This is a genomic window from Kitasatospora sp. NPDC002551 (assembly GCF_040296005.1).
Taxonomy (GTDB): Bacteria; Actinomycetota; Actinomycetes; order Streptomycetales; family Streptomycetaceae; genus Kitasatospora.
This window is the reverse complement of sequence record NZ_JBEOWI010000032.1, coordinates 66,695-87,657: the sequence shown is the minus strand read 5'-3', so window position 1 is coordinate 87,657 and position 20,963 is coordinate 66,695. Positions and strand designations below refer to the sequence as shown.

The 20,963-nt window shown below is 77.0% G+C and carries 7 protein-coding genes and 1 pseudogene; 6 read left to right on the top strand and 2 right to left on the bottom strand.

Translation table 11 applies throughout. From position 1 onward, the window contains the following. Positions 1–51 precede the first annotated feature (51 nt). From ABT093_RS25265 to ABT093_RS25240, 6 genes and pseudogenes are all read left to right on the top strand, one after another. Positions 52–10,290, top strand: a complete 10,239-nt coding sequence (locus ABT093_RS25265; RefSeq protein ID WP_350568361.1) for a type I polyketide synthase — start codon at positions 52–54, stop codon at positions 10,288–10,290. A 195-nt stretch (positions 10,291–10,485) separates the two neighbouring features. Next, positions 10,486–15,969, top strand: a pseudogene (locus tag ABT093_RS25260) (type I polyketide synthase); the annotation flags it as partial. Between the two features lie 81 nt (positions 15,970–16,050). Then, a complete protein-coding gene (locus ABT093_RS25255; protein ID WP_350568357.1) occupies positions 16,051–16,590 on the top strand; it encodes a nuclear transport factor 2 family protein in 540 nt (179 codons plus the stop codon). After that, positions 16,587–17,762: a cytochrome P450 family protein gene (locus tag ABT093_RS25250; RefSeq protein WP_350568355.1), complete on the top strand. Its 1,176-nt coding sequence runs from the start codon at positions 16,587–16,589 to the stop codon at positions 17,760–17,762. The genes ABT093_RS25255 and ABT093_RS25250 overlap by 4 nt, the downstream gene beginning before the upstream one ends. 39 nt (positions 17,763–17,801) lie before the next feature. Continuing rightward, positions 17,802–18,590 carry a thioesterase II family protein gene (locus tag ABT093_RS25245; protein ID WP_350568353.1) on the top strand — a complete coding sequence of 263 codons (789 nt, stop codon included), beginning with the start codon at positions 17,802–17,804 and terminating at the stop codon, positions 18,588–18,590. A gap of 118 nt (positions 18,591–18,708) precedes the next feature. Continuing rightward, positions 18,709–19,029 (top strand): hypothetical protein, encoded by a 321-nt coding sequence (locus tag ABT093_RS25240; RefSeq protein WP_350568350.1) that lies wholly within the window; start codon positions 18,709–18,711, stop codon positions 19,027–19,029. Here the strand turns inward: ABT093_RS25240 and ABT093_RS25235 are convergent. Both ABT093_RS25235 and tsaD read right to left on the bottom strand, forming a co-directional pair. After that, on the bottom strand, positions 18,951–19,481 hold the full coding sequence (locus ABT093_RS25235; protein WP_350568348.1) for a hypothetical protein: 531 nt from the start codon (positions 19,479–19,481) through the stop codon (positions 18,951–18,953). The genes ABT093_RS25240 and ABT093_RS25235 overlap by 79 nt on opposite strands. A gap of 376 nt (positions 19,482–19,857) precedes the next feature. After that, a complete protein-coding gene (tsaD, locus tag ABT093_RS25230) occupies positions 19,858–20,925 on the bottom strand; it encodes a tRNA (adenosine(37)-N6)-threonylcarbamoyltransferase complex transferase subunit TsaD (RefSeq protein WP_350568346.1) in 1,068 nt (355 codons plus the stop codon). Between the last annotated feature and the right edge of the window lie 38 nt (positions 20,926–20,963).

The window sequence follows — 20,963 nt, the reverse complement described above, 5'->3', positions numbered from 1 at the left end:
CGGGGCTGGGGCATCCCCGTCCCTCGCGGACACTCACGGAGCAGACCAACGATGGCGAACGAAGAGCAACTGCGCGACTACCTGCGGCGTGCGGCCAACGAGCTGCACGAGACCCGGACGCTGCTGCGCGACGCCGAGGACCGGTGGCACGAGCCCATCGCCATCGTCGGCATGCAGTGCCGCTACCCCGGCGGGGTCGGCTCGCCCGAGGAGCTGTGGGAGCTGGTGCGCACCGGCGGCGACGCCATCACCGGCATCCCCTCCGGGCGCGGCTGGGAGCACGCCGAGAGCGCGGCCGGCAGCGCCTACCGGGGAGGCTTCCTGGACGACGCGGCCGACTTCGACCCCGGCTTCTTCGGGATCTCGCCGCGCGAGGCGCTGGCGATGGACCCGCAGCAGCGGCTGCTGCTGGAGGCCTCCTGGGAGGCGGTCGAGCGGGCCGGGATCGATCCGACCTCGCTGCGCGGCAGCCGGACCGGCGTCTTCGTCGGGGTGATCGCGAGCGACTACCTGTCCCGGCTGCCCAGCGTCCCCAAGGAGGTCGAGGGCCACCTGCTGACCGGCAGCCTGACCAGCGTCGCCTCCGGCCGGATCGCCTACACCCTGGGCCTGGAGGGCGCGGCGGTCACCGTCGACACGGCCTGTTCCTCCTCGCTGGTCGCCCTGCACCTGGCCTGCCAGGCGCTGCGGGCCGGGGAGTGCGACCTCGCGCTGGCCGGCGGCGCCACCGTCCTGGCGACCCCGGGCGCCTTCGACGAGTTCGCCCGCCAGCGGGGCCTGGCGGCGGACGGGCGGTGCAAGTCCTTCTCGGCGGCGGCCGACGGCACCGGCTGGAGCGAGGGCGTCGGCATGCTGCTGGTCGAGCGGCTCTCCGACGCGCGGCGCCACGGGCACTCCGTGCTCGCCGTGGTGCGGGGGTCGGCGGTCAACCAGGACGGCGCCTCCAACGGCCTGACCGCGCCCAACGACCTGGCGCAGGAGCGGGTGATCCGCCAGGCCCTCGCCGGCGCCCGGCTGAGCCCGGCGGACGTGGACGCGGTCGAGGCGCACGGCACCGGCACGGTGCTCGGCGACCCGATCGAGGCCCAGGCCCTGCTCGCCACCTACGGTCAGGACCGGCCGGCCGGACGGCCGCTGCGTCTCGGCTCGGTGAAGTCCAACCTCGGCCACACCCAGGCCGCCGCCGGCGTGGCGGGCGTCATCAAGACGGTGCTGGCGCTGCGGCACGGCCTGCTGCCGCGCACCCTGCACGCCGAGGAGCCCACGCCCGTGGTCGACTGGGCGACCGGCTCGGTCGAGCTGCTGACCGAGCCGGTGGCCTGGCCGGCGGGGGAGCGGGTGCGCCGGGCCGGCGTCTCCTCCTTCGGGGTCAGCGGCACCAACGCGCACGTGATCATCGAGGAGGAGCCGGCCGAGGACCGGGCGCCCGCCGAGCAGGAGAGCGCCGCGCCGTCGCCGGCCCCCGTGCCGTGGGTGGTCAGCGCGCGCACCGGGGCCGGGCTGCGCGCCCAGGCCGCCCGGCTGCGCGACTGGGCGCTCGCGCACCCCGGGGCCCGGCCGGCCGACGTGGCCTGGTCGCTGGCCTCGGGGCGGGCCGTGCTGGAACACCGGGCGGTCCTGGTCGGGTCCGACCTCGCCGCGCGGGCCGCGGAGCTGGGCGCCGTCGCGGACGGCGCCGCGGACGCGCCGCGGGGCGCCGCGCCGCGCCGGACCGGCCGCACCGCCGTCCTGTTCACCGGCCAGGGCACCCGGACCAGGGGCGTCGCGCGCGAGGCGTACGAGGCCTTCCCGGTGTTCGCCGCCGCGCTGGACGAGGTCTGCGCCGCCTTCGAGGGCGTGACACCGTTCTCCGTCCGCGAGGTGCTGCTCGGCGAGCCCGACGGGCCGTCGGCGCCGGCCGAGGACACCGGCGTCGCCCAGCCGGCCCTGTTCGCCTACGAGGTGGCCCTCTACCGGCTGTGGACCGCGTGGGCGCCGGCGCCCGACCACGTGGCCGGCCACTCGCTGGGCGAGATCGTCGCCGCGCACGTGGCCGGGGCGCTCACCCTGGAGGACGCCGTCACCCTGGTCGCCGCCCGCGCCCGGCTGATGGCCGCGCTGCCGGCCGGCGGCGCGATGCTCGCGGTCGGGGCGGGCGAGGCCGAGACCGCCGCCGTCCTGGCCCCGCTGGCCGGGGTCGGCCTGGCCGCCGTCAACGGGCCCGCGAGCGTGGTGGTCTCCGGCACCGCGGAGGCCGTCGAGCGGGTCCGCGCCGTCTGCGCGGAACGCGGCTGGCGGCACACCCGGCTGCCGGTCTCGCACGCCTTCCACTCCGAACTGATGGACCCGGTGCTGGAGAAGTTCGCCACCGTCGTCGACGGTCTGCGCCCGCGCCGCGCGGGGATCCCGCTCGTCTCCACCGTCACCGGCGCGCTCACCGCCCCCGAACGCCTGCGCGATCCGGCCCACTGGGTCGCCAACCTGCGGGGCACCGTCCGCTTCGCCGACGCGGTCGGCGCGCTGCGGGCGGCCGGGGCGAGCGAGTTCGTCGAACTCGGCCCCGGGGCCGTGCTGACGCCGATGGTCACCGAGTGCCTCGCCGCCGAGGAGGCCGACGGCACGGTCGCCGTCATCCCCACCGCCGACCGCGAGGGCCCCACCGCCCGGGGCGTCCTGACGGCGCTGGGCCGGGCCTTCGTGCGCGGCACGGCGGTGGACTGGGCGGCGCTCACCGCGGGCACCGTCACCGATCCGGCCGTGCTCGGCCGGCGCCGGGTCGAGCTGCCCACCCAGGCCTTCGAGCGCCGCCGGTTCTGGCTGGACGCGGGTGTCGGGGTCACCGACGCGACCGGCCTCGGGCAGGGCCCGGCGGACCACCCGCTGCTCGGCGCCATGGTCGAACTCGCGGACGGACACGGCTCGCTGTTCACCGGCCTGCTCTCGCTCGACAGCCACCCCTGGCTCGGCGACCACGTGGTGCTCGGCACCGTGCTGCTGCCGGGGACCGCCTTCCTGGAGCTCGCCCTGCACGCCGGCCGGCGGGCCGGCTGCGAACTCGTCGAGGAACTCTCCCTGGAGGCCCCGCTGGTCCTGCCCGAGCGCGGCGCCCTCCAGCTTCAGCTGTGGCTGGAGGCCCCGGACGGCGGCGGCCGGCGGGCCGTCGCGATCCACTCGCGGCCCGACACGGGCGACGCCGGCGAGCCGTGGACCCGCCACGCGGTCGGCACCCTGGCCCGCGCCGACGGCACCGCCCCCGCCGAGCCGCCGGCCCGGCCGCCGGCCGAGGAGGGCGGCGTCCCGCTCGACGGCTTCTACGACTGGCTCGCCGACGCCGGCGTCGCCTACGGCCCGGCCTTCCTCGGTGTGCGCGCCGCCGCCCGGCACGGCGAGGACGTGTACGGGGAGATCGCGCTGCCCGAGGCCGTCGCCCACGACGCCGACCGCTTCGGCGTCCACCCGGCGCTGATGGACGCCACCCAGCACCTGCTCGGCCTCGCGGCCTTCGCCGACCGCGCCGACCCCGGCGCCGGACCGGTCTCGCTCCCGTTCTCCTGGCGCGACGTGCGCCTGTTCGCCCCCGGCGCCGCGGCGGTGCGGGCGCGGCTGCGGCGCACCGGCCCGGAGGCCGTCACCCTGACCCTCGCCGACGCCCACGGCCGGCCGGTCGCCGAGGTCGGCTCGCTGTCCGTGCGGCCGGTCTCGGCGGAGAAGCTGCGCGCCGCCGCCACCGCCCGTCAGGACCCGCTGTACGCCGTGCGCTGGACCGCGCTGCCCCACCCGGCGCGGCCCGCCGCCCCCGCCGCCGGCACCTGGGCGGTGGTCGGGGACGACGACCTGGCCCCCGCTCCGGACGCCTCCCGGCACACCGACCTCGCGGCCCTCGCCCGCGCCCTGGACGACGGCCTGCCCGCCCCGGCCGTGGCCGTGCTGCCCTGGCCCGCCGCCGGGGCCCCGGGCCTGCCTCCGGCGCAGGCCGTGCACACCGCCGTCACCCGCGCCCTGGACACCGTCCAGACCTGGCTCGCCGACCCCCGCCTCACCGGCACCCGCCTGGCCGTGGTGACCCGCGGGGCGGTCTCGGTGGGCGCCGGCGACCCGGTGCGCGACCTCGCCGCCGCCGCGGTCGGCGGCCTGGTGCGCTCCGCCATGTCGGAGAACCCGGACCGGATCGTCCTGGTCGACCTCGACGACGACCCGGCCTCGGTGTCCGCCCTGGCCGCCGCCACCGCGACCGCCGCCGAGACCGGCGAACCACAACTCGCCCTGCGCGCCGGCACCTTGTACGCCCCGCGGATCGCCCGCAGCGGCCCCGCCGAGACTGCCGAGACCGTCGGGCCCGCCCGGCCCGCCTTCGACCCGGACGGCACCGTCCTCGTCACCGGCGGCACCGGCGCGCTCGGCGCCCTCGTCGCCCGGCACCTGGCCGAAGTCCACGGCGTCCGCCGGCTGCTGCTGACCAGCCGGCGCGGCCCGAACGCCCCCGGTGCCGCGGACCTCGCCGCCGAGCTCGCCGCCCTGGGCGCCACCGTCGAGGTCGCCGCCTGCGACGCCGCGGACCGGGCGGCCCTGGAAGCCCTGCTCGCCACCGTCCCCGCCGAGCACCCGCTGCGCGCCGTGGTGCACACCGCCGGCGCCGTGGACGACGGCGTGATCGCCGCCCTGACGCCCGAGCGCGTCGCCCCCGTGCTGCGCCCCAAGGTGGATGCCGCCCTCCACCTGCACGAACTCACCCGCGACCTCGACCTCACCGCCTTCGTGCTCTACTCCTCCGTCGCCGGCGTCATCGGCAGCCGCGGCCAGGCCAACTACGCGGCCGGCAACGCCTTCCTGGACGCCCTCGCCCAGCACCGGCGGGCGGCCGGCCTGCCCGGCGTCTCGCTGGCCTGGGGCCTGTGGGAGGAGGAGAGCGGCCTGATGCGGGAGGACTTCAGCGCCACCGACCGCCACCGCATCGACCGCAGCGGCGTGCTCGCGCTCTCCGCCGAGCAGGGCCTCGCCCTGTTCGACGCCGCCCTCGCCCAGGACGAGGCGCTGCTCGCCCCCGTCCGGCTCGACCTGGCCGCGCTGCGCCGCTTCGACGAACTGCCGCTCATCCTCAGCGGACTCGTCCCGGCGCGGCGCCGGGCGGGCGGCGAGGAGGCCCGCCGGCTCGCCCAGCGCCTGGCCGGCCGCCCCGAGGCCGAGCAGGTCCAGCTGCTCACCGACCTGACCCGCCGGCAGGCCGCCGTCGTGCTCGGACACTCCGGTCCCGAGACGGTCGGCGCCGACCGGGCCTTCACCGAGCTGGGCTTCGACTCGCTGACCGCGCTGGAGATGCGCAACCGCCTCAACACCGCGACCGGCCTGCGGCTCCCGGCGACCGTCCTGTTCGACTACCCCAGCTCCACCGCGCTCGCCCGCTTCCTGCGCACCGAGCTGCTCAGCCTGCCCGAGTACGGCCGGGCCCCGGCCGCCGCCCCGGCCCGGACGGCGGTGGACGAGCCGATCGCCATCGTCGCCATGAGCTGCCGCTTCCCCGGCGGCATCGCGAGCCCCGAGGACCTCTGGCGCGTCGTCGCCGACGGCGTGGACACCGTCTCGCCGCTGCCCACCGACCGGGGCTGGGACCTCGCCGGGCTGTACGACCCGGACCCGGACCGCTCCGGGCGCTTCTACACCCGCGAGGGCGCGTTCATGCACGGCATCGACCGCTTCGACTCGGAGCTGTTCGGCATCTCGCCGCGTGAGGCGCTCGCGATGGACCCGCAGCAGCGCCTGCTGCTGGAGACCTCCTGGGAGGCCTTCGAACGGGCCGGCATCGACCCGCTCTCGCTGCGCGGCAGCAACACCTCCGTCTTCGCCGGACTGATGTACTCGGACTACGCCGCCGGCCGGGTCCAGGACGTCGACGACGAGCTGGAGGCGTACATCGGCAACGGCAACTCCTTCGGCGTCGCCTCCGGGCGCGTCGCCTACACCCTCGGACTGGAGGGCGCGGCCGTCACCGTCGACTCGGCCTGCTCCTCCTCACTGGTGTCGCTGCACTGGGCGAGCCACGCGCTGCGCACCGGGGAGTGCGACCTCGCGCTGGCCGGCGGGGTGACGATCATGTCGACCCCGAGCGTCTTCGTGGAGTTCGCCCGCCAGCGAGGGCTGGCCCCGAACGGCCGCTGCAAGTCCTTCGCGGCCGGCGCGGACGGCACCGCCTGGGGCGAGGGCATCGGCATGCTGCTGCTGGAGCGGCTCTCCGACGCCCGCCGCAACGGGCACCCCGTGCTGGCGGTCGTCCGCGGCTCGGCGATCAACCAGGACGGCGCCTCCAACGGCCTCACCGCCCCCAACGGGCCGTCCCAGCAGCGGGTGATCCGCCAGGCGCTGGCCAACGCGCGGCTGACCACGGCCGACGTCGACGCGGTGGAGGCGCACGGCACCGGCACGGTCCTCGGCGATCCGATCGAGGCCCAGGCCCTGCTCGCCACCTACGGCCAGGACCGCCCCGAGGAGCGGCCGCTCTGGCTCGGCTCGGTGAAGTCCAACTTCGGCCACACCCAGGCCGCGGCGGGCGTGGCCGGCGTGATCAAGATGGTGATGGCGATGCGCCACGGCACGCTGCCGAAGACCCTGCACGTCGACGCGCCGACCCCGCACGTCGACTGGACGGCCGGCCGGGTCGAACTGCTCGCCGAGGGCCGCCCCTGGCCCGAGCTGGACCGCCCGCGCCGCGCGGCGGTGTCCTCGTTCGGGATCAGCGGCACCAACGCGCACGTCATCCTGGAGCAGGCGCCCGCCGTCGAGGCCCCCGCCGGGCCGGGCGCCGGGGAGCCCGCGGGCCTGGCCGGGGTGGTGCCCTGGGTGCTCTCGGCCCGCACCGAGGGCGCGCTGCGCGCGCAGGCCGAGCGCCTCGGGCAGTGGCTCACCGCCCGCCCGGACGCCGAAATCGCCGACGCTGCCTGGTCGTTGGCTGCCGGGCGGGCCGCCCTGGAGCGCCGCGCGGTGGTCTGGGGCCGCGACGGCGCCGAGATCGCCGCCGGCCTGCGGGCGGTGGCGGACGGGACGGCCTCCACCGCTCCGAACGCCGTCCCGGGGGACGCGGGCGGCCCCGGCGCCGCCGTCACCGGCCCGGTGTTCGTGTTCCCGGGCCAGGGCTCGCAGTGGGCCGGGATGGCGGCCGAACTGCTGCTCTCCAGCGCGGTGTTCGCGGCCTCGGTGGAGGAGTGTGCGGGGGTGATGGATCCGCTGACGGACTGGTCGTTGCTGGAGGTGTTGCGGGACGGTTCGGGTGCGCTGCTGGAGCGGGTGGACGTGGTGCAGCCCGTGCTGTTCGCGGTGATGGTGGGTCTGGCGCGGTGGTGGGAGTCGTGCGGGGTGCGGCCGGCCGCGGTGATCGGGCACTCGCAGGGCGAGATCGCCGCCGCCCACGTGGCCGGGCTGCTGTCCCTGGAGGACGCCGTCCGGGTGGTGGTATTGCGCGCCCAGGCGCTGCGGCGGGTCTCCGGGACCGGCGGCGGGATGCTCTCGGTCGGCCTCCCGGCCGAGCGCGCCGCCGAACTCGTCGACGGCGACGGTCGGTTGTCGCTGGCCGCGGTCAACGGGCCGTCGAGCGTGGTGCTCTCCGGAGCCGTCGAGGCGCTGGCCGCCGTGGCCGAGCGGTGCGAGCGCGAGGACGTCCGGGCCCGCTGGATCCCGGTCGACTACGCCTCGCACTCCGGGCACATGGACGCGCTGCGCGACGACCTCCAGGCGCTGCTGGCGGACGTCGCCCCGCTGCCGGGCCGGGTGCCGATGTACTCGACGGTCACCGGCGAGGCGGTCGACTCGCCCGAGCAGCTGGCGGGTTCGTACTGGTACGACAACCTGCGCGGCACCGTCCGGCTGGACACGGCGGTGCGCGCGGCCCTCGCGGAGGGGCACGCCGTCTTCCTGGAGTGCAGCCCGCACCCCGGGCTCGTCGTGCCCCTGGAGGACCTCATCGCCGAAGCCGCCACCCCCGGCACCGTGCTGCACACCCTGCGGCGCGACGCGGGCGGTCCGCACCAGCTGGTCACCGCCCTGGCCACCGCCCACGCCCGCGGCGTGCCGGTGGACTGGGCCGGCCTGCTGCACCGGCCCGGCGTGCGCCGGGTCGACCTGCCCACCTACGCCTTCCAGGGCCGCCGCTACTGGCTCGACCCGGACGGCGGGACCGCGCTGCCCGGCCGCGCCAAGCGGTCCGCCGCCCCCGGCGGCGACCCGGTCGACGGCACCCTGTGGGACACCGTCACCTCCTCCGACGCACCGGGCCTCGCCGCGCTGCTCGACGTCCCCGAGGACGCGCCGCTGCACGAGGTCCTGCCGGCCCTCGCCGCCTGGCGCACCCGCCGGCGGGCCGACACCGTGGCCCGCTCCTGGCGCTACACCGAGCGGTGGGAGCCGTGGGCGGACGCCCCCGCCGTGGCCGGCCGGCGCACCGGGCGCTGGCTCGTCCTCGCCCCGGCGGACGCCGGGCTGCGCGCCGCCGTGGTCGGCGCGCTCACCGCGGCCGGCGCCGAGGCGCTCGCCCCCGAACCCGGCGCGGTGCCGGCCGGGCGCGCCGAACTCGCCGACTGGCTGCGGGAGACCGCGCCCGCCGGCGTCCTGCTGCTGCCCGATCCCGGGCCGGCCCAGGCCGACCCGACCGCTGCCCTGGACGGGCTGGCCACGCTCGTCCAGGCCCTCGGCGACGCCGGCCTCGACGCGCCGCTCTGGTGCGCCACCCGGGGCGCGGCGTCCCCCCTCGGGGAGCCCCCGCCCAGTACGACGGCCGCCGCCCTCTGGGGGCTCGGCCGCGTCGCCGGCCTCGAACACCCGGACCGCTGGGGCGGCCTGGTCGACCTGCCCGAGACCGCCGACGAGCGCTCCTGCGCGATCCTGGCGGCCGTGCTCGGCGCCGGCTCGGCGGAGGACGAGATCGCGATCCGCCCGCTCGGCACCTTCGTTCGGCGCCTCGCCCGGTTCCCGCACGCCGAGGGCGCCCCCCGCCGGGACACCCCCTGGCACCCCGGCCGCACCGCGCTGGTCACCGGCGGCACCGGGGCGCTCGGCGGGCACGTCGCCCGGTGGCTGGTCCGCGGCGGGGTGGAGCACCTCGTGCTGGCCGGCCGGCGCGGCGAGGCCGCACCGGGGGCCGCGGAGCTGCGCGAGGAGCTGTCGGCGGCCGGCGCCGAGGTGGAGATCGCCGCCTGCGACGTCAGTGACCGCGAGGCCCTCGCCGCCCTGCTGGCCGACCTGCGCGGCCGGGGACTGCGGGTGGACACCGTGGTCCACGCGGCGGGCGCCGAGGTCGGCGGGCCGCTCGACCGGATGACCCGCGCGTCCATCGCCGAGGCGGTCGCCGCCAAGGTCGGCGGCGCCCTCGCGCTGGACGAACTGCTGCGCGCCGACGAAGCCGGGACCTTCGTGCTCTTCACCTCGGGTGCCGGGGTGTGGGGCGGAGCCGGCCAGGGCGCCTACGCGGCGGCCAACGCCTGCCTCGACGCCCTCGCCGCCCGGCGCCGGGGCGAGGGCCGGGCCGCCACCGCCGTCGCCTGGGGCCGCTGGGCGGGCGGCGGGATGTCGGACGGCGAGGCCGTCTCGGCGGCGCTCGACCGGATCGGGGTGACGGCGATGGACCCGGAGCTCGCCCTCGAAGCGCTGCGCCAGGCCGTGGAGGAGGACCTGGAGCGGGTGACCGTCGCCGACCTCGACTGGCCGCGCTTCGCCGTCGGCTACACCGCCGCCCGCCCGCGCCCGCTGATCGCGGAGCTGGTCGCGGCCGAGGCCCCGGCGCCGGCCGAGCCGGAGCCGGGCGGCGGCGCCCGGGCGCCCGAGCTGCTGCGCGAGCGCCTCACCGGGCTGTCCGCCGACGACCGGCACGCCGAGTTCGTCACCCTGGTGTGCGCCGAGGTCGCCGCCCAGCTGGGCCACGCCGATCCGGCCGAGATCGAGCCCGAACGGCCGTTCCGCGACCTCGGGTTCGACTCGCTGGCCGCCGTCGGTCTGCGCAACCGGCTGGTCGCGGCCACCGGGCTTGAGCTGCCGACCACGCTGGTCTTCGACCACCCGACGGCGCAGGCGCTGGCCGCCCACCTCGGCGCCGAACTGTTCGACGACACCACCCGGAACGTCTCGGCGCTCGACGAGCTGGACCGGCTGGAGGCCGGCCTGGCGGCGCTGTCCGGCGCCGCGGACCGTGACCGCGTCGCCGACCGGCTGACCGAGCTGGCGGACCGGCTGCGCGGCGGGCCGCGCCCGTCGGCCGACGCCGGGCGCGATCTGCGCACCGCCACCGACGACGAGATGTTCGACATCCTCGGGGAGGAGTTCGGGATCTCCTGAGCAGCCGTTCACACCGGATTTCTCGAACCGAACAGGGGTGCACACATGTCGACCGAGGCCACCGCGCCCGGCGCGCCGAACCCGTACAACGGGTCCGGGTCGAACGAGGAGAAGCTCCGCCACTTCCTGCGGATGACCGCCACGGACCTGCGCGAGACCAAACAGCGGCTGCGGGAGGCCGAACAGGCCGGCCGGGAGCCGATCGCGATCGTCGCGACCGGCTGCCGGCTGCCCGGCGGGGTCCGCTCCGCCGAGGACCTGTGGCACCTGGTGACGGAGGGCACCGACGCGATCGGCGCCTTCCCGGCCGACCGGGGCTGGGCGACCGGGCCCGAGGGGGACGACGCCGCCGGCTCCGCCACCCGGCAGGGCGGATTCGTCTACGAGGCCGCCGAGTTCGACGCGGACTTCTTCGGCATCTCGCCCTTCGAGGCGCTGGCGATGGACCCGCAGCAGCGCCTGCTGCTGGAGACCGCCTGGGAGACCGTGGAGCGCGCCGGCATCGACCCGCTCTCGCTGCGGCGCAGCCGGACCGGCGTCTTCGTCGGCGCCTCCGCGCTCGGCTACGGCGGTGGCCGGCCGGACGCCGCCCCGGCGGTGGCGGGCCACCGGGTGACCGGCGGCTCGATGTCCGTGGTCTCCGGCCGGGTCTCCTACGTGCTCGGCCTGGAGGGCCCGGCGGTGACCCTGGACACCGCCTGCTCCTCGTCCCTGGTCGCCCTGCACACGGCGGCGCAGGCGCTGCGGGCGGGGGACTGCGACCTGGCGCTGGCCGGCGGCGTGACCGTGATGGCCCGGCCGACCGCCTTCGTGGAGTTCTCCCGGCAGAACGGTCTGGCGGCGGACGGGCGGTGCAAGCCGTTCGCGGCGGCGGCGGACGGGACCGGCTGGGGCGAGGGCGTGGGCCTGCTGCTGCTGGAACGGCTGTCGGACGCGGTGCGCAACGGGCATCCCGTGCTCGCGGTGGTGCGCGGCTCGGCGGTGAACCAGGACGGCGCGTCCAACGGCCTGTCCGCGCCGAACGGCCCGTCGCAGGAGCGGGTGATCCGCCAGGCCCTGGTGAACGCGGGGCTCTCCACGGACGAGGTGGACGTGGTGGAGGCGCACGGCACGGGGACGACGCTGGGTGACCCGATCGAGGCGCAGGCGCTGCTGGCGACGTACGGGCGTGAGCGGGCCGGTGAGCCGCTGCGGCTGGGCTCGGTGAAGTCGAACATCGGTCACACCCAGGCGGCGGCGGGTGTGGCGGGTGTGATCAAGATGGTGATGGCGATGCGGCACGGGGTGCTGCCGAAGTCGTTGCACGTGGACGCGCCGTCGCCGCACGTGGACTGGTCGGCGGGCGCGGTCGAGCTGCTGACCGAGGCGGTGGAGTGGCCGGAGACGGGCCGGCCGCGCCGCGTCGGCGTGTCCTCGTTCGGGATCAGCGGCACCAACGCGCACGTGATCCTCGAACAGGCCCCGGAACCGGCGGAGCCGTTGCCGGAGCCGCCCTCCGGGGCCGGGGTGGGCGGACTCGTTCCGTGGGTGCTGTCGGCCCGGACCCCCGAGGCGCTGCGGGCCCAGGCGGCCCGGCTGCGCGACTGGGTCGGCGAGCACCCGGAGGCCCGGCCCGCCGATGTCGCCTGGTCCGCCGTCACCGGCCGGGCCCTGCTGGAGCAGCGCGCCGTGCTGCTCGGCCGCGACCTCACCGAGTTGACGGCCGGACTGACGGCGCTCGCCGACGGCGTGCCCCGGCCGGCCGGGACCCCGGCCGTGGTGACCGGGGTGGTGCCGCGCGGTGCGGGGGCGGCCGGCAAGCATGCCGTGGTCTTCACGGGTCAGGGTGTGCGGTGTGCGGGTGTGGGGCGGGTGTTGTACGACTCGTTCCCGGTGTTCGCTGCGGCGGTGGATGAGGTGTGTGGGGTGTTCGAGGGGGTGGTGCCGTTCTCGGTGCGGGGGGTGTTGCTGGGGGAGCCGGGGGAGGTGGTTGGGGATGGTACGGCTGTGGTGCAGCCGGTGCTGTTCGCGTTCGAGGTGGCGTTGTACCGGTTGTGGCGTTCGTGGGTTGCGGTGCCGGAGGTGGTGCTGGGGCATTCGCTGGGCGGGATCGTGGCGGCGTATGTGGCCGGGGTGTTCTCGTTGGAGGGTGCGGTCGCTCTGGTGGCGGCGCGGGCCCGGTTGATGGGTGGACTTCCTTCGGGTGGGGCGATGTTGGCGGTGGGGGCGAGTGAGGCGCAGGTGGTGGCGCTGCTGGCCGAGGGTCGTGTGGGTGTGGTGGGGATCGCGGCGGTGAACGGTCCGGCGTCGGTGGTGGTCTCGGGTGAGGCCGAAGCGGTCGAGAAGGTCCGGGTGTTGTGCGGGGAGCGGGGGTGGCGGTCCTCGCGGTTGGCGGTGTCGCACGCGTTCCATTCGGTGCTGATGGAGCCGGTCCTGACACAGCTGCGGGAGGTGGTGGCGGGTGTCGAGCTGAGGGAGCCGTCGATCCCGCTGGCGTCGGATGTGACGGGTCGTATCGCGACGGCGGCGGAGGTGTGTGACCCGGAGTACTGGGTGCGGCAGGTGTGTGAGCCGGTGCGTTTCGCGGACGCGGTGGCCTCGGCCCGGGGTGTGGGCGCTTCGGTGTTCGTCGAACTGGGCCCGGAGGCGGCGCTGACGCCGATGGTCGCGGAGTGCACGGCCGGCACGGACACCGCCACCGTCCCCGCCCAGCGCCGGGGACGCGACCCGAGGGAGACCCTGGCGGCGGGACTCGCCACCGCCTTCGTCCGCGGCACCCCGGTCGACTGGGCCCCGGCCGTGACCGGCGCCCGCCGGGTGGACCTGCCGACCTACCCCTTCCAGGGCCGCCCCTACTGGCTCGCCCACGAGTCGCCCGCCGCGGAACCGGCCCCGCAGCCGGCCGCCGAACCCGCGGACGGCGGGTTCTGGGAGGCCGTCGAGCAGGCCGACCTCGACCGGATCACCGCACTGCTGGACGTCCCCGCGGACGCGCCGCTGGGCGACCTGCTGCCCGCGCTCTCCGCCTGGCGCACCGAGGACCGCGCCGCGCGGACCGCCCGGTCCTGGCGCCACGAGCTGCGCTGGGAGCCGTGGACGCCCGCCGCGCCCGACGCCGCGCCCACCGGGCGCTGGCTCCTCGTCCACTCCGCCGCCGCCGGCGACATCGCCGCCGCGGTGGGGGAGGCGCTCACCGCCGGGGGCGCCCGGGTCCTGCACCGCGAGCTCGACGCCAAGGCCGCCGACCGGGCCGAACTCGCCTCCTGGCTCCGCGAGTCGGCCGCGGAGACGGACCTCGCCGGGGTCGTCTCGCTGCTCGGGGCGGCGGCGGAGGACGAGGGTGACGGCGCAGCGCGCCTGGTCCGCGCCGTGACGGCCACCGTCACCCTGGTCCAGGCGCTGGCGGACGCGGACATCGCCGCCCCGCTCTGGTGCCTGACGGCCGGCGCCGTCTCGGTGCTGGGCGAGGACGTGGCCTCCGCCACGGGCGCCGGGATCTGGGGTCTGGGCGGCGTCGTCGCCCTCGAACACCCCCTCAGCTGGGGCGGGTTGGCCGACCTGCCGGCCACTCCCGACGAGCGCTCCCTGGCGACCCTGCTCGCCGTCCTGGCCGACGCCGGGGGAGAGGACCAGTTCGCGATCCGCCCGCTCGGCACCTTCGGCCGCCGGCTGTCCCGGCCCTCCGGCGCGGACGGCCCCGCCCGCCCCGCCCGCCGCTGGCGGACCGGCGGCACCGCGCTGATCACCGGCGGCACCGGCGCCCTGGGCGGGCACGCGGCCCGCTGGCTCGCCGCCCGCGGGGCCGAGCGGGTGCTGGTGCTGGGCCGCCGGGGCCCCGACACCCCCGGCCTCGACGAGCTGCGGGCCGACCTCAAGGCCGGCGGCGCCGACCTGGTGCCGATCGCCTGCGACCTCACCGCCCCGGACGCCGCCGACCGGCTCCGCGAGGCCCTGGGCGAGGAACTCCCGCGCATCCGCACGGTGGTGCACGCCGCCGGTGTCGCCGGCCCGGCCCGGCTGCTCGACACCGACCCGGCCGGGATCGCCGACACCGTCACCGGCAAGGCCGCCGGGGCGCTGGCGCTGGACGAGCTGTTCGCCACGGCCGAGCTGGACGCCTTCGTGCTCTTCTCCTCCGGCGCCGGGGTCTGGGGCGGCGCCGCGCAGGGCGCCTACGCGGCCGCCAACGCCCACCTGGACGCCCTCGCCCTGCGCCGCCGGCAGCGCGGGGTCACCGCCACCGCCGTCGCCTGGGGCCCCTGGGCCGCCGGCGGCATGGCCGACGGCGAGGCCGGACGTCACCTCGGCCGGCTCGGGGTGCGGCCGATGGACCCGGCCACCGCCCTGACGGCCCTCGGCCAGGCGCTGGACGAGGACCTGACCTGCGTGACGGTCGCCGACGTGGACTGGACCCGGCTCGCGCACAGCTACGCCGCCGCCCGCCCCCGGCCGCTGATCGCCGACCTCGTGGCGGCCGGCCCGGAACGCCCGGCGAGCCCGGCGCCCGAAACCGAGCCGCACGAAACCGAGCCGCACCCGCTCCGGGACCGCTCCGCCGAGCGTTCCCCGGCCCGGCTCGCCGCCGAACTGCTCGACCTGGTCCGCACCGAGACGGCCGCCCAGCTCGGCCACGCCGACGCCGGCGCCGTCGATCCGGACCAGCCCTTCCGCGGGATGGGCTTCGACTCGCTGGCCACCGTCGGGCTCGCCCGGCGGCTCGGCGAGGCCACCGGCCTCGACCTCCCCAGCACCCTGGTCTACGACCACACCAGCCCGGCGGCGCTCGCCGCGCACCTGGCCCGCGCCCTGGAGGACGGGAGCGCCGCGCGCCACGTGCCGCGGCCGGGCGCGGAGGAGTCCAACGAACTGCTCGGCTCCGTCTACCGTCAGCTGGCCCTGCGCGGGCAGATGGACGACGCGGAGGCGCTGCTGGTCGGCGCGTCCGGCCTGCGCGAGGTCAGCGCGGACCTCGCGCAGCTGGCCGGCCTGGCCGGCCACGTGCGGATGTCGCAGGGCGGCGAGCACCCGAGGCTGATCTGCTTCCCGCCGTTCGCCCCGGTCGACGGCACCATCCAGTTCGGCCGGCTGGCCACCGCCTTCGACGGCTTCTGCGGCACCGCCGTGCTGACCGTCCCCGGCTTCCGCCCCGGCGAGCCGCTCGCGGCCTCCCGCGACGTCCTGCTGGACCTGCTCACCGACGCGACCCTGCGCTGCGCCGAGGGCGAGCCGTTCGTGCTGCTCGGCTACTCCTCCAGCGGCTGGCTCGCCCACGGCGTCACCAGCCGGCTCCAGGCGGCCGGCACCGCGCCGGCCGGCCAGGTGCTGCTGGACACCTACCTGCCGGCCACCATGTCACGCCGCATGCGCAAGGCGATGAACTACGAGGTGATCGTGCGCCGGCAGGCGTTCACCGCGCTCGGCTACACCGGACTCACCGCGATCGGCAGCTACCGGCGGATGTTCCGCGGCTGGGAGCCCGAGCCGGCCACGGTGCCGACGCTGTTCGTCCGCCCGTCGCGCTGCGTCCCGGGCTCGCCCGAGGAGCCGATGACCGGTGAGGACTGGCGCTCCTCCTGGCCCCACGAGCACACCGCCGTGGAGGTCGAGGGCGACCACTGCACCATGATCGGCGAACACGCGGACCGGACCGGCGCCGCGGTGCGCACCTGGATCGAGGGGCTGGTCCGGCCCGCCCCGTGACCCCGCCCGGACCTCCGGCCCCGGGCCGGCCGACGACCGCACGACCGCACGACGACACGACCGACGAAGGGACCATCACCCATGCCCCCGACCACCCCCGCGACGCCCGCCCCGCTGCTTCCGGCCCCCGGCTCGACCGGCCACCTCGACGCGGCGTTCCTCGCCGACCGGGCCGCCATCCAGGACGTCATCGCCGCCTACAGCCTGTACTACGACTCCGGCGACTTCGACGCGCTCGGCGACCTCTTCACCGAGGACGCGAGCTTCACCTTCACCCCGGCTCCCGAGGGCTTCCCGCCCTCGGTGACCACCCGCGAGCGGATCGTCTTCGCGATGGCCGCGCTGTACCGCCACCACACCGAGACGCGCGGCGCCCACCAGCGCCACCTCACCGGCAACACGGTCGTCGTCCGCCTGGACGGGAACACCGCCGAGGCACGCTCGCTGCTCTCCGTCACCTTCGCCCTCGACGACGGCAGCCACGAGATCGGCCGCAGCGGCTCGTACGTCGACCTGCTGGAGAAGGACGGGGACCGCTGGCGCATCGCGAGCCGCCGCCTGTGGCTCCGGGACCTCCCCCGGATCACCGCCACCCCGGACGGACCGGAGGGACAGGCGTGATCCCCGTCCTGGACCTCGTCCAGATCTCCTCCCTGCCCGACGCGGAACGCGAGCTCGGGCAGCTGGCCCGCCGTCACCCGGTGATCCGCACCCGGCAGGCCGACGGCACCGAGGCGTGGACCGTCCTCGGCTCCGAACCCTCCCGGCGGCTGCTCGGCGACGCCCGGCTCTCCAGCGACCTCCACCGGCACGCGCCGCAGGCCGCGCAGATCCCGGACAGCCCGATCGTCCTCTTCGAGCAGGACAATCCGGAGCACGCGCGCTACCGCCGGCTGGTCAGCGCCGCCTTCGCCTCCCGCGCGGTGCGCTCGCTGGAACCCCGCCTCACCGAGATCGCCCGCGGCCTGCTGGACGGCCTTCCCGCCGGGGGGGAGGCCGACTTCGTGACCGCCTTCGCCAACCCCTTCCCGCTGGAGGTGATCTGCGAGCTGCTCGGCGTGCCGCGGGAGGACCGCGAGGTGTTCCACACCCGGGTCACGAACATGGACTCGCCCTCGGCACCGGTCCGCCAGGCCGCGACGGACGCCTTCGCCGCCTACTGCACCAATCTGGTCGAGGCGAAGCGCCGGCAGCCGACCGAGGACCTGCTGAGCGAGCTCGTCGGCGCCCGGCTGGACGACGGACAGGCCCTCACCCGGGAGGAACTCGTCGGTTTCTGCTCCGTCCTGCTGTTCGCCGGACACGTCACCACCGCCTACGTCATCGCCAGCGCGCTGCTCGAACTCCTCAACCACCCGGACCAGTTGGCCGCGCTCCGGGCCGACCCGGAGCTGGTGGCGAGCGCCGGCGAGGAGGCGCTGCGCTACCGGGGCTCCCTGCTGTCGACCACCAACCGGGTCGCGCTCGACGACATCGAGATCGAGGGCGTGGTCGTCCGCAAGGGCGAGCTGGTCCGCTTCCTGCCGTCGGCCGCCAACCGGGACCCGGCCGTCCGCGCCGACCCGCACGCCTTCGACCTGCTGCGCCCGACCACCGGGCACCTCGCCTTCGGCCACGGCCCGCACTTCTGCCTCGGCCACCAGCTGGCCAGGCAGGAGATCAGGGTCGCGCTGACCGAGACCCTGGCCCGCTTCCCCGTGCTGGAACTCGCCGTCCCGCCCGGTCGCTTGACCTGGCGTCCCTCGGATTTCCTGCGCGGGCTCGCCGAACTGCCGCTACGCTTCGCCCGCTGACCGGCCGTACCGGCCCACCACGAGAAACGGATTCCCCTGATGTCCGACCCCGTCCTCCAGGAGCTGAGCGGGCGCTGGCTCCGGCAGTACCGCCCGGCCCCCGACGCCGCCGTCACCCTGGTCGCCTTCCCGCACGCCGGCGGCTCCGCCAGCTACTTCCAGCCGCTGTCCGCCGCGCTCGGACCGCAGACGGAGGTGCTCTGCCTGCAGTACCCGGGCCGCCAGGACCGCCGCCACGAACCCTGCCTGGACACCGTCGAGGCGTTCGCCGACGCCATCTGCACGGTGCTGCGCCCCCGCACCGAACGCCCCCTGGTGTTCTTCGGGCACAGCATGGGCGCCGTCCTCGGTTACGAGACGGCCCGCCGGCTGGAGGCCGAGGGCTCCGTCGACCTGCTCGGCCTGATCGTCTCGGGCCGCCGCTCGCCGACCACCACGCGGCACGAGACCGTGCACCTGCGCGACGACGCCGGCGTCCTCGCCGAGGTCCAGCGGCTGAACGGCACCGACAGCGCCCTCCTGGAGGACGAGGACATCCGGCGGATGATCCTGCCGTGCCTGCGCGCCGACTACACGGCCGTCGAGACGTACGTCCACCGCGCCGGCCCGCCGCTGCGCTCCCCGATCACCGTACTGACCGGCGACGCCGATCCCCAGGTGACCCGGCAGGAGGCCGAGCGCTGGGCGGAGGTCACCTCCGGCGGCTTCCGCCTCCACGCCTTCCCCGGCGGCCACTTCTACCTCAACACCCAACAGGGCCCGGTGACCAGGGCCCTCACCGACTCCCTCGCCTCCTTCCGCACCGCCGCGACCTCCCCGCGGCCCTGACCCGCCCGCCGCCCGTGCCCCGACACCCCGCCGGGGCACGCGCGGTCGCGAGGCCCTCCGGCCGTTCCCCGCCGCCGGCGGCGGGAACCCGTTCGCCGCCACCCTCGACCACCGCGGCATGCCCGGCGCGTCCACCGCGCGCATCACCGGCGACACCGTCTCCATGACCTGGATCGGCCTCGCGGCCGCGCACCCGGTGCCCGGCCGCCGGGACCGGCTCCTCGGGCTGTACGCGGTGATGATCGTCCGGGAGGACTCGCGCACCGACGCGCTGCCGGCGTCGGCGCTCACCGTCGCCGTGTCCCTCACGGGGCTGCGGCTGCAACGGAAGCAGCCGCAGCCCCGGGCCCGGACGAGGGGTCAGCGGGCCGGGGTGGTCAGGAGGACCGCCGTGCTGTCGCGGATCGTGTGGCCGTCCAACTCGACGGCGATGCTGTAGACCGCACCGGTCGAGGTCGGCCCCTGCGGGACCGCGACCGCCGGTGCCCGGCCCGTGGTTCCGCAGGTGCCCGGTGCGTCGAACACGTCGCCGACCATGAACGTGCCCTGGTCGAGCCGGGGGAGCAGACCGGCGTCCAGGCCGTTCGCGGTCAGCTGGGCGCTCATCGCCTGCCGGGTGCTGCGGAACGCCACGATCAGCTTCGGCTCCCCGTCCGGCGGATGGGCGCGGGCGGTGTAGTGCACGTCCGTCGCGCCCGGGGGCAGGGTGATGCCCCGGGCCTGCAGGGCCCGCTCCAGCGGTACGTCGGTCCCCGCGCAGGCGCGCTCGTCGCCGAACGGGTGCCCGTAGCCGTCGGTGAGCCACCGGTACCCGGCCACCCCCACGACCGCCAGGGCGGCGGCCAGCGCGGTGGCCACCGCCGCCCCCGCCCACCGTCGGGATCTCCTCATGCGAATCATCCCCCTCGGCCGGGCACGCTAGCACGACGCAACAGGGCGGCCCGGGGGCGGCCTCCCCCCGCCCTTGGCCCTCGGCCGGAGGTGACGGTGGTTCCGCCGGGTGCCGTGCCGGTCGCCTCGGCGGAGTCGGCGACGCCGGCCCCGGCTCGGAGCGCCGGTACGGCGACGGCGACGGCCGAACGAGGCTCCGGAGCGAGGACCCTCGCCGTGCCCCTGTGCACGGGGCGGATCCTCGTGCGGATGAGTTGGACGGAGGACCCGGCCACCGCCGCCCGGGGTTCGGGCCTGCGGTCGGTTCGCCGCGGACGCGGTCACCCGCCGGGGCCCACGGCCCGGCCTGCGGCCGCCTGCCCCACCTCGGCGGCGATCAGGCGGTGCGGGCGGCGGCGCGCGGGGACAGGGCCGCGTACTCCAGGGGGGCGGAGGGGTCGATCGAGAGGTCCATCGGGGAGGGCTCGGCGCCGGAGCGCACGAGCAGGTCGCCGATGGCGGCGATCATGGCGCCGTTGTCGGTGCACAGCCGCAGCGCGGGGACCCGCAGGGTGATGCCGGCGGCGGCGCAGCGCTGCTCGGTGAGGGCGCGGATGCGGGAGTTCGCGGCGACGCCGCCGACCACCACGAGGGTGTCGATGCCGTGGTCGGTGCAGGCGCGGACGGCCTTGCGGGTGAGGGTGTCGGCGATCGCCTCCTGGAGGGAGGCGGCGGCGTCGGGGACGTGCGGTTCGGTGCCGGCCGCCCGCTGGGCCTCGACCCAGCGGGCGGCGGCGGTCTTGAGGCCGGAGAAGGAGAAGGCGTACCGGGGGTCGCCGGGGCCGCTCAGCGGGCGGGGGAGGCGGACGGCGCGCGGGTCGCCGTCGCGGGCGGCGCGGTCGATGGCGGGCCCGCCGGGGTAGGGCAGGCGCAGGATGCGGGCGACCTTGTCGAAGCACTCGCCGGCCGCGTCGTCGAGGGTGTCGCCGAGGTGGACGATCGGGTCGCGGGCGAGGTCGCGGACCAGGAGCAGTGAGGTGTGCCCGCCGGAGACGATGAGGACGACGCAGGGGTTCGGCAGCGGTCCGCCGTCGAGCGTCGCGGCGGCCACGTGCCCGGCCAGGTGGTGCACGCCGTAGAGCGGGACCCCGAGCGAGAAGGCGTAGGACTTCGCCGCCGCCACGCCGACCTGCAGCGCGCCGGAGAGCCCGGGGCCGGCGGTCACCGCGACGGCGCCGACGTCGGCGAGGGTGAGCCCGGCGTGGCCGAGTGCCTCGCGCACCACCGGGGCCATCGCGTGCACGTGGGCCCGGGCGGCGATCTCCGGCACCACGCCGCCGTAGCGGGCGTGCTCGTCCATCGACGAGGCCACCGCGTGCCCGAGCAGCACGCCCTCGCGCACCAGGCCCGCGCCGGTCTCGTCGCAGGACGACTCGATGCCCAGCACCACCGGCGATCCCGCCATCGGTCACAGCTCCTTCTCGCTGGCTATTCGCAGGTGCA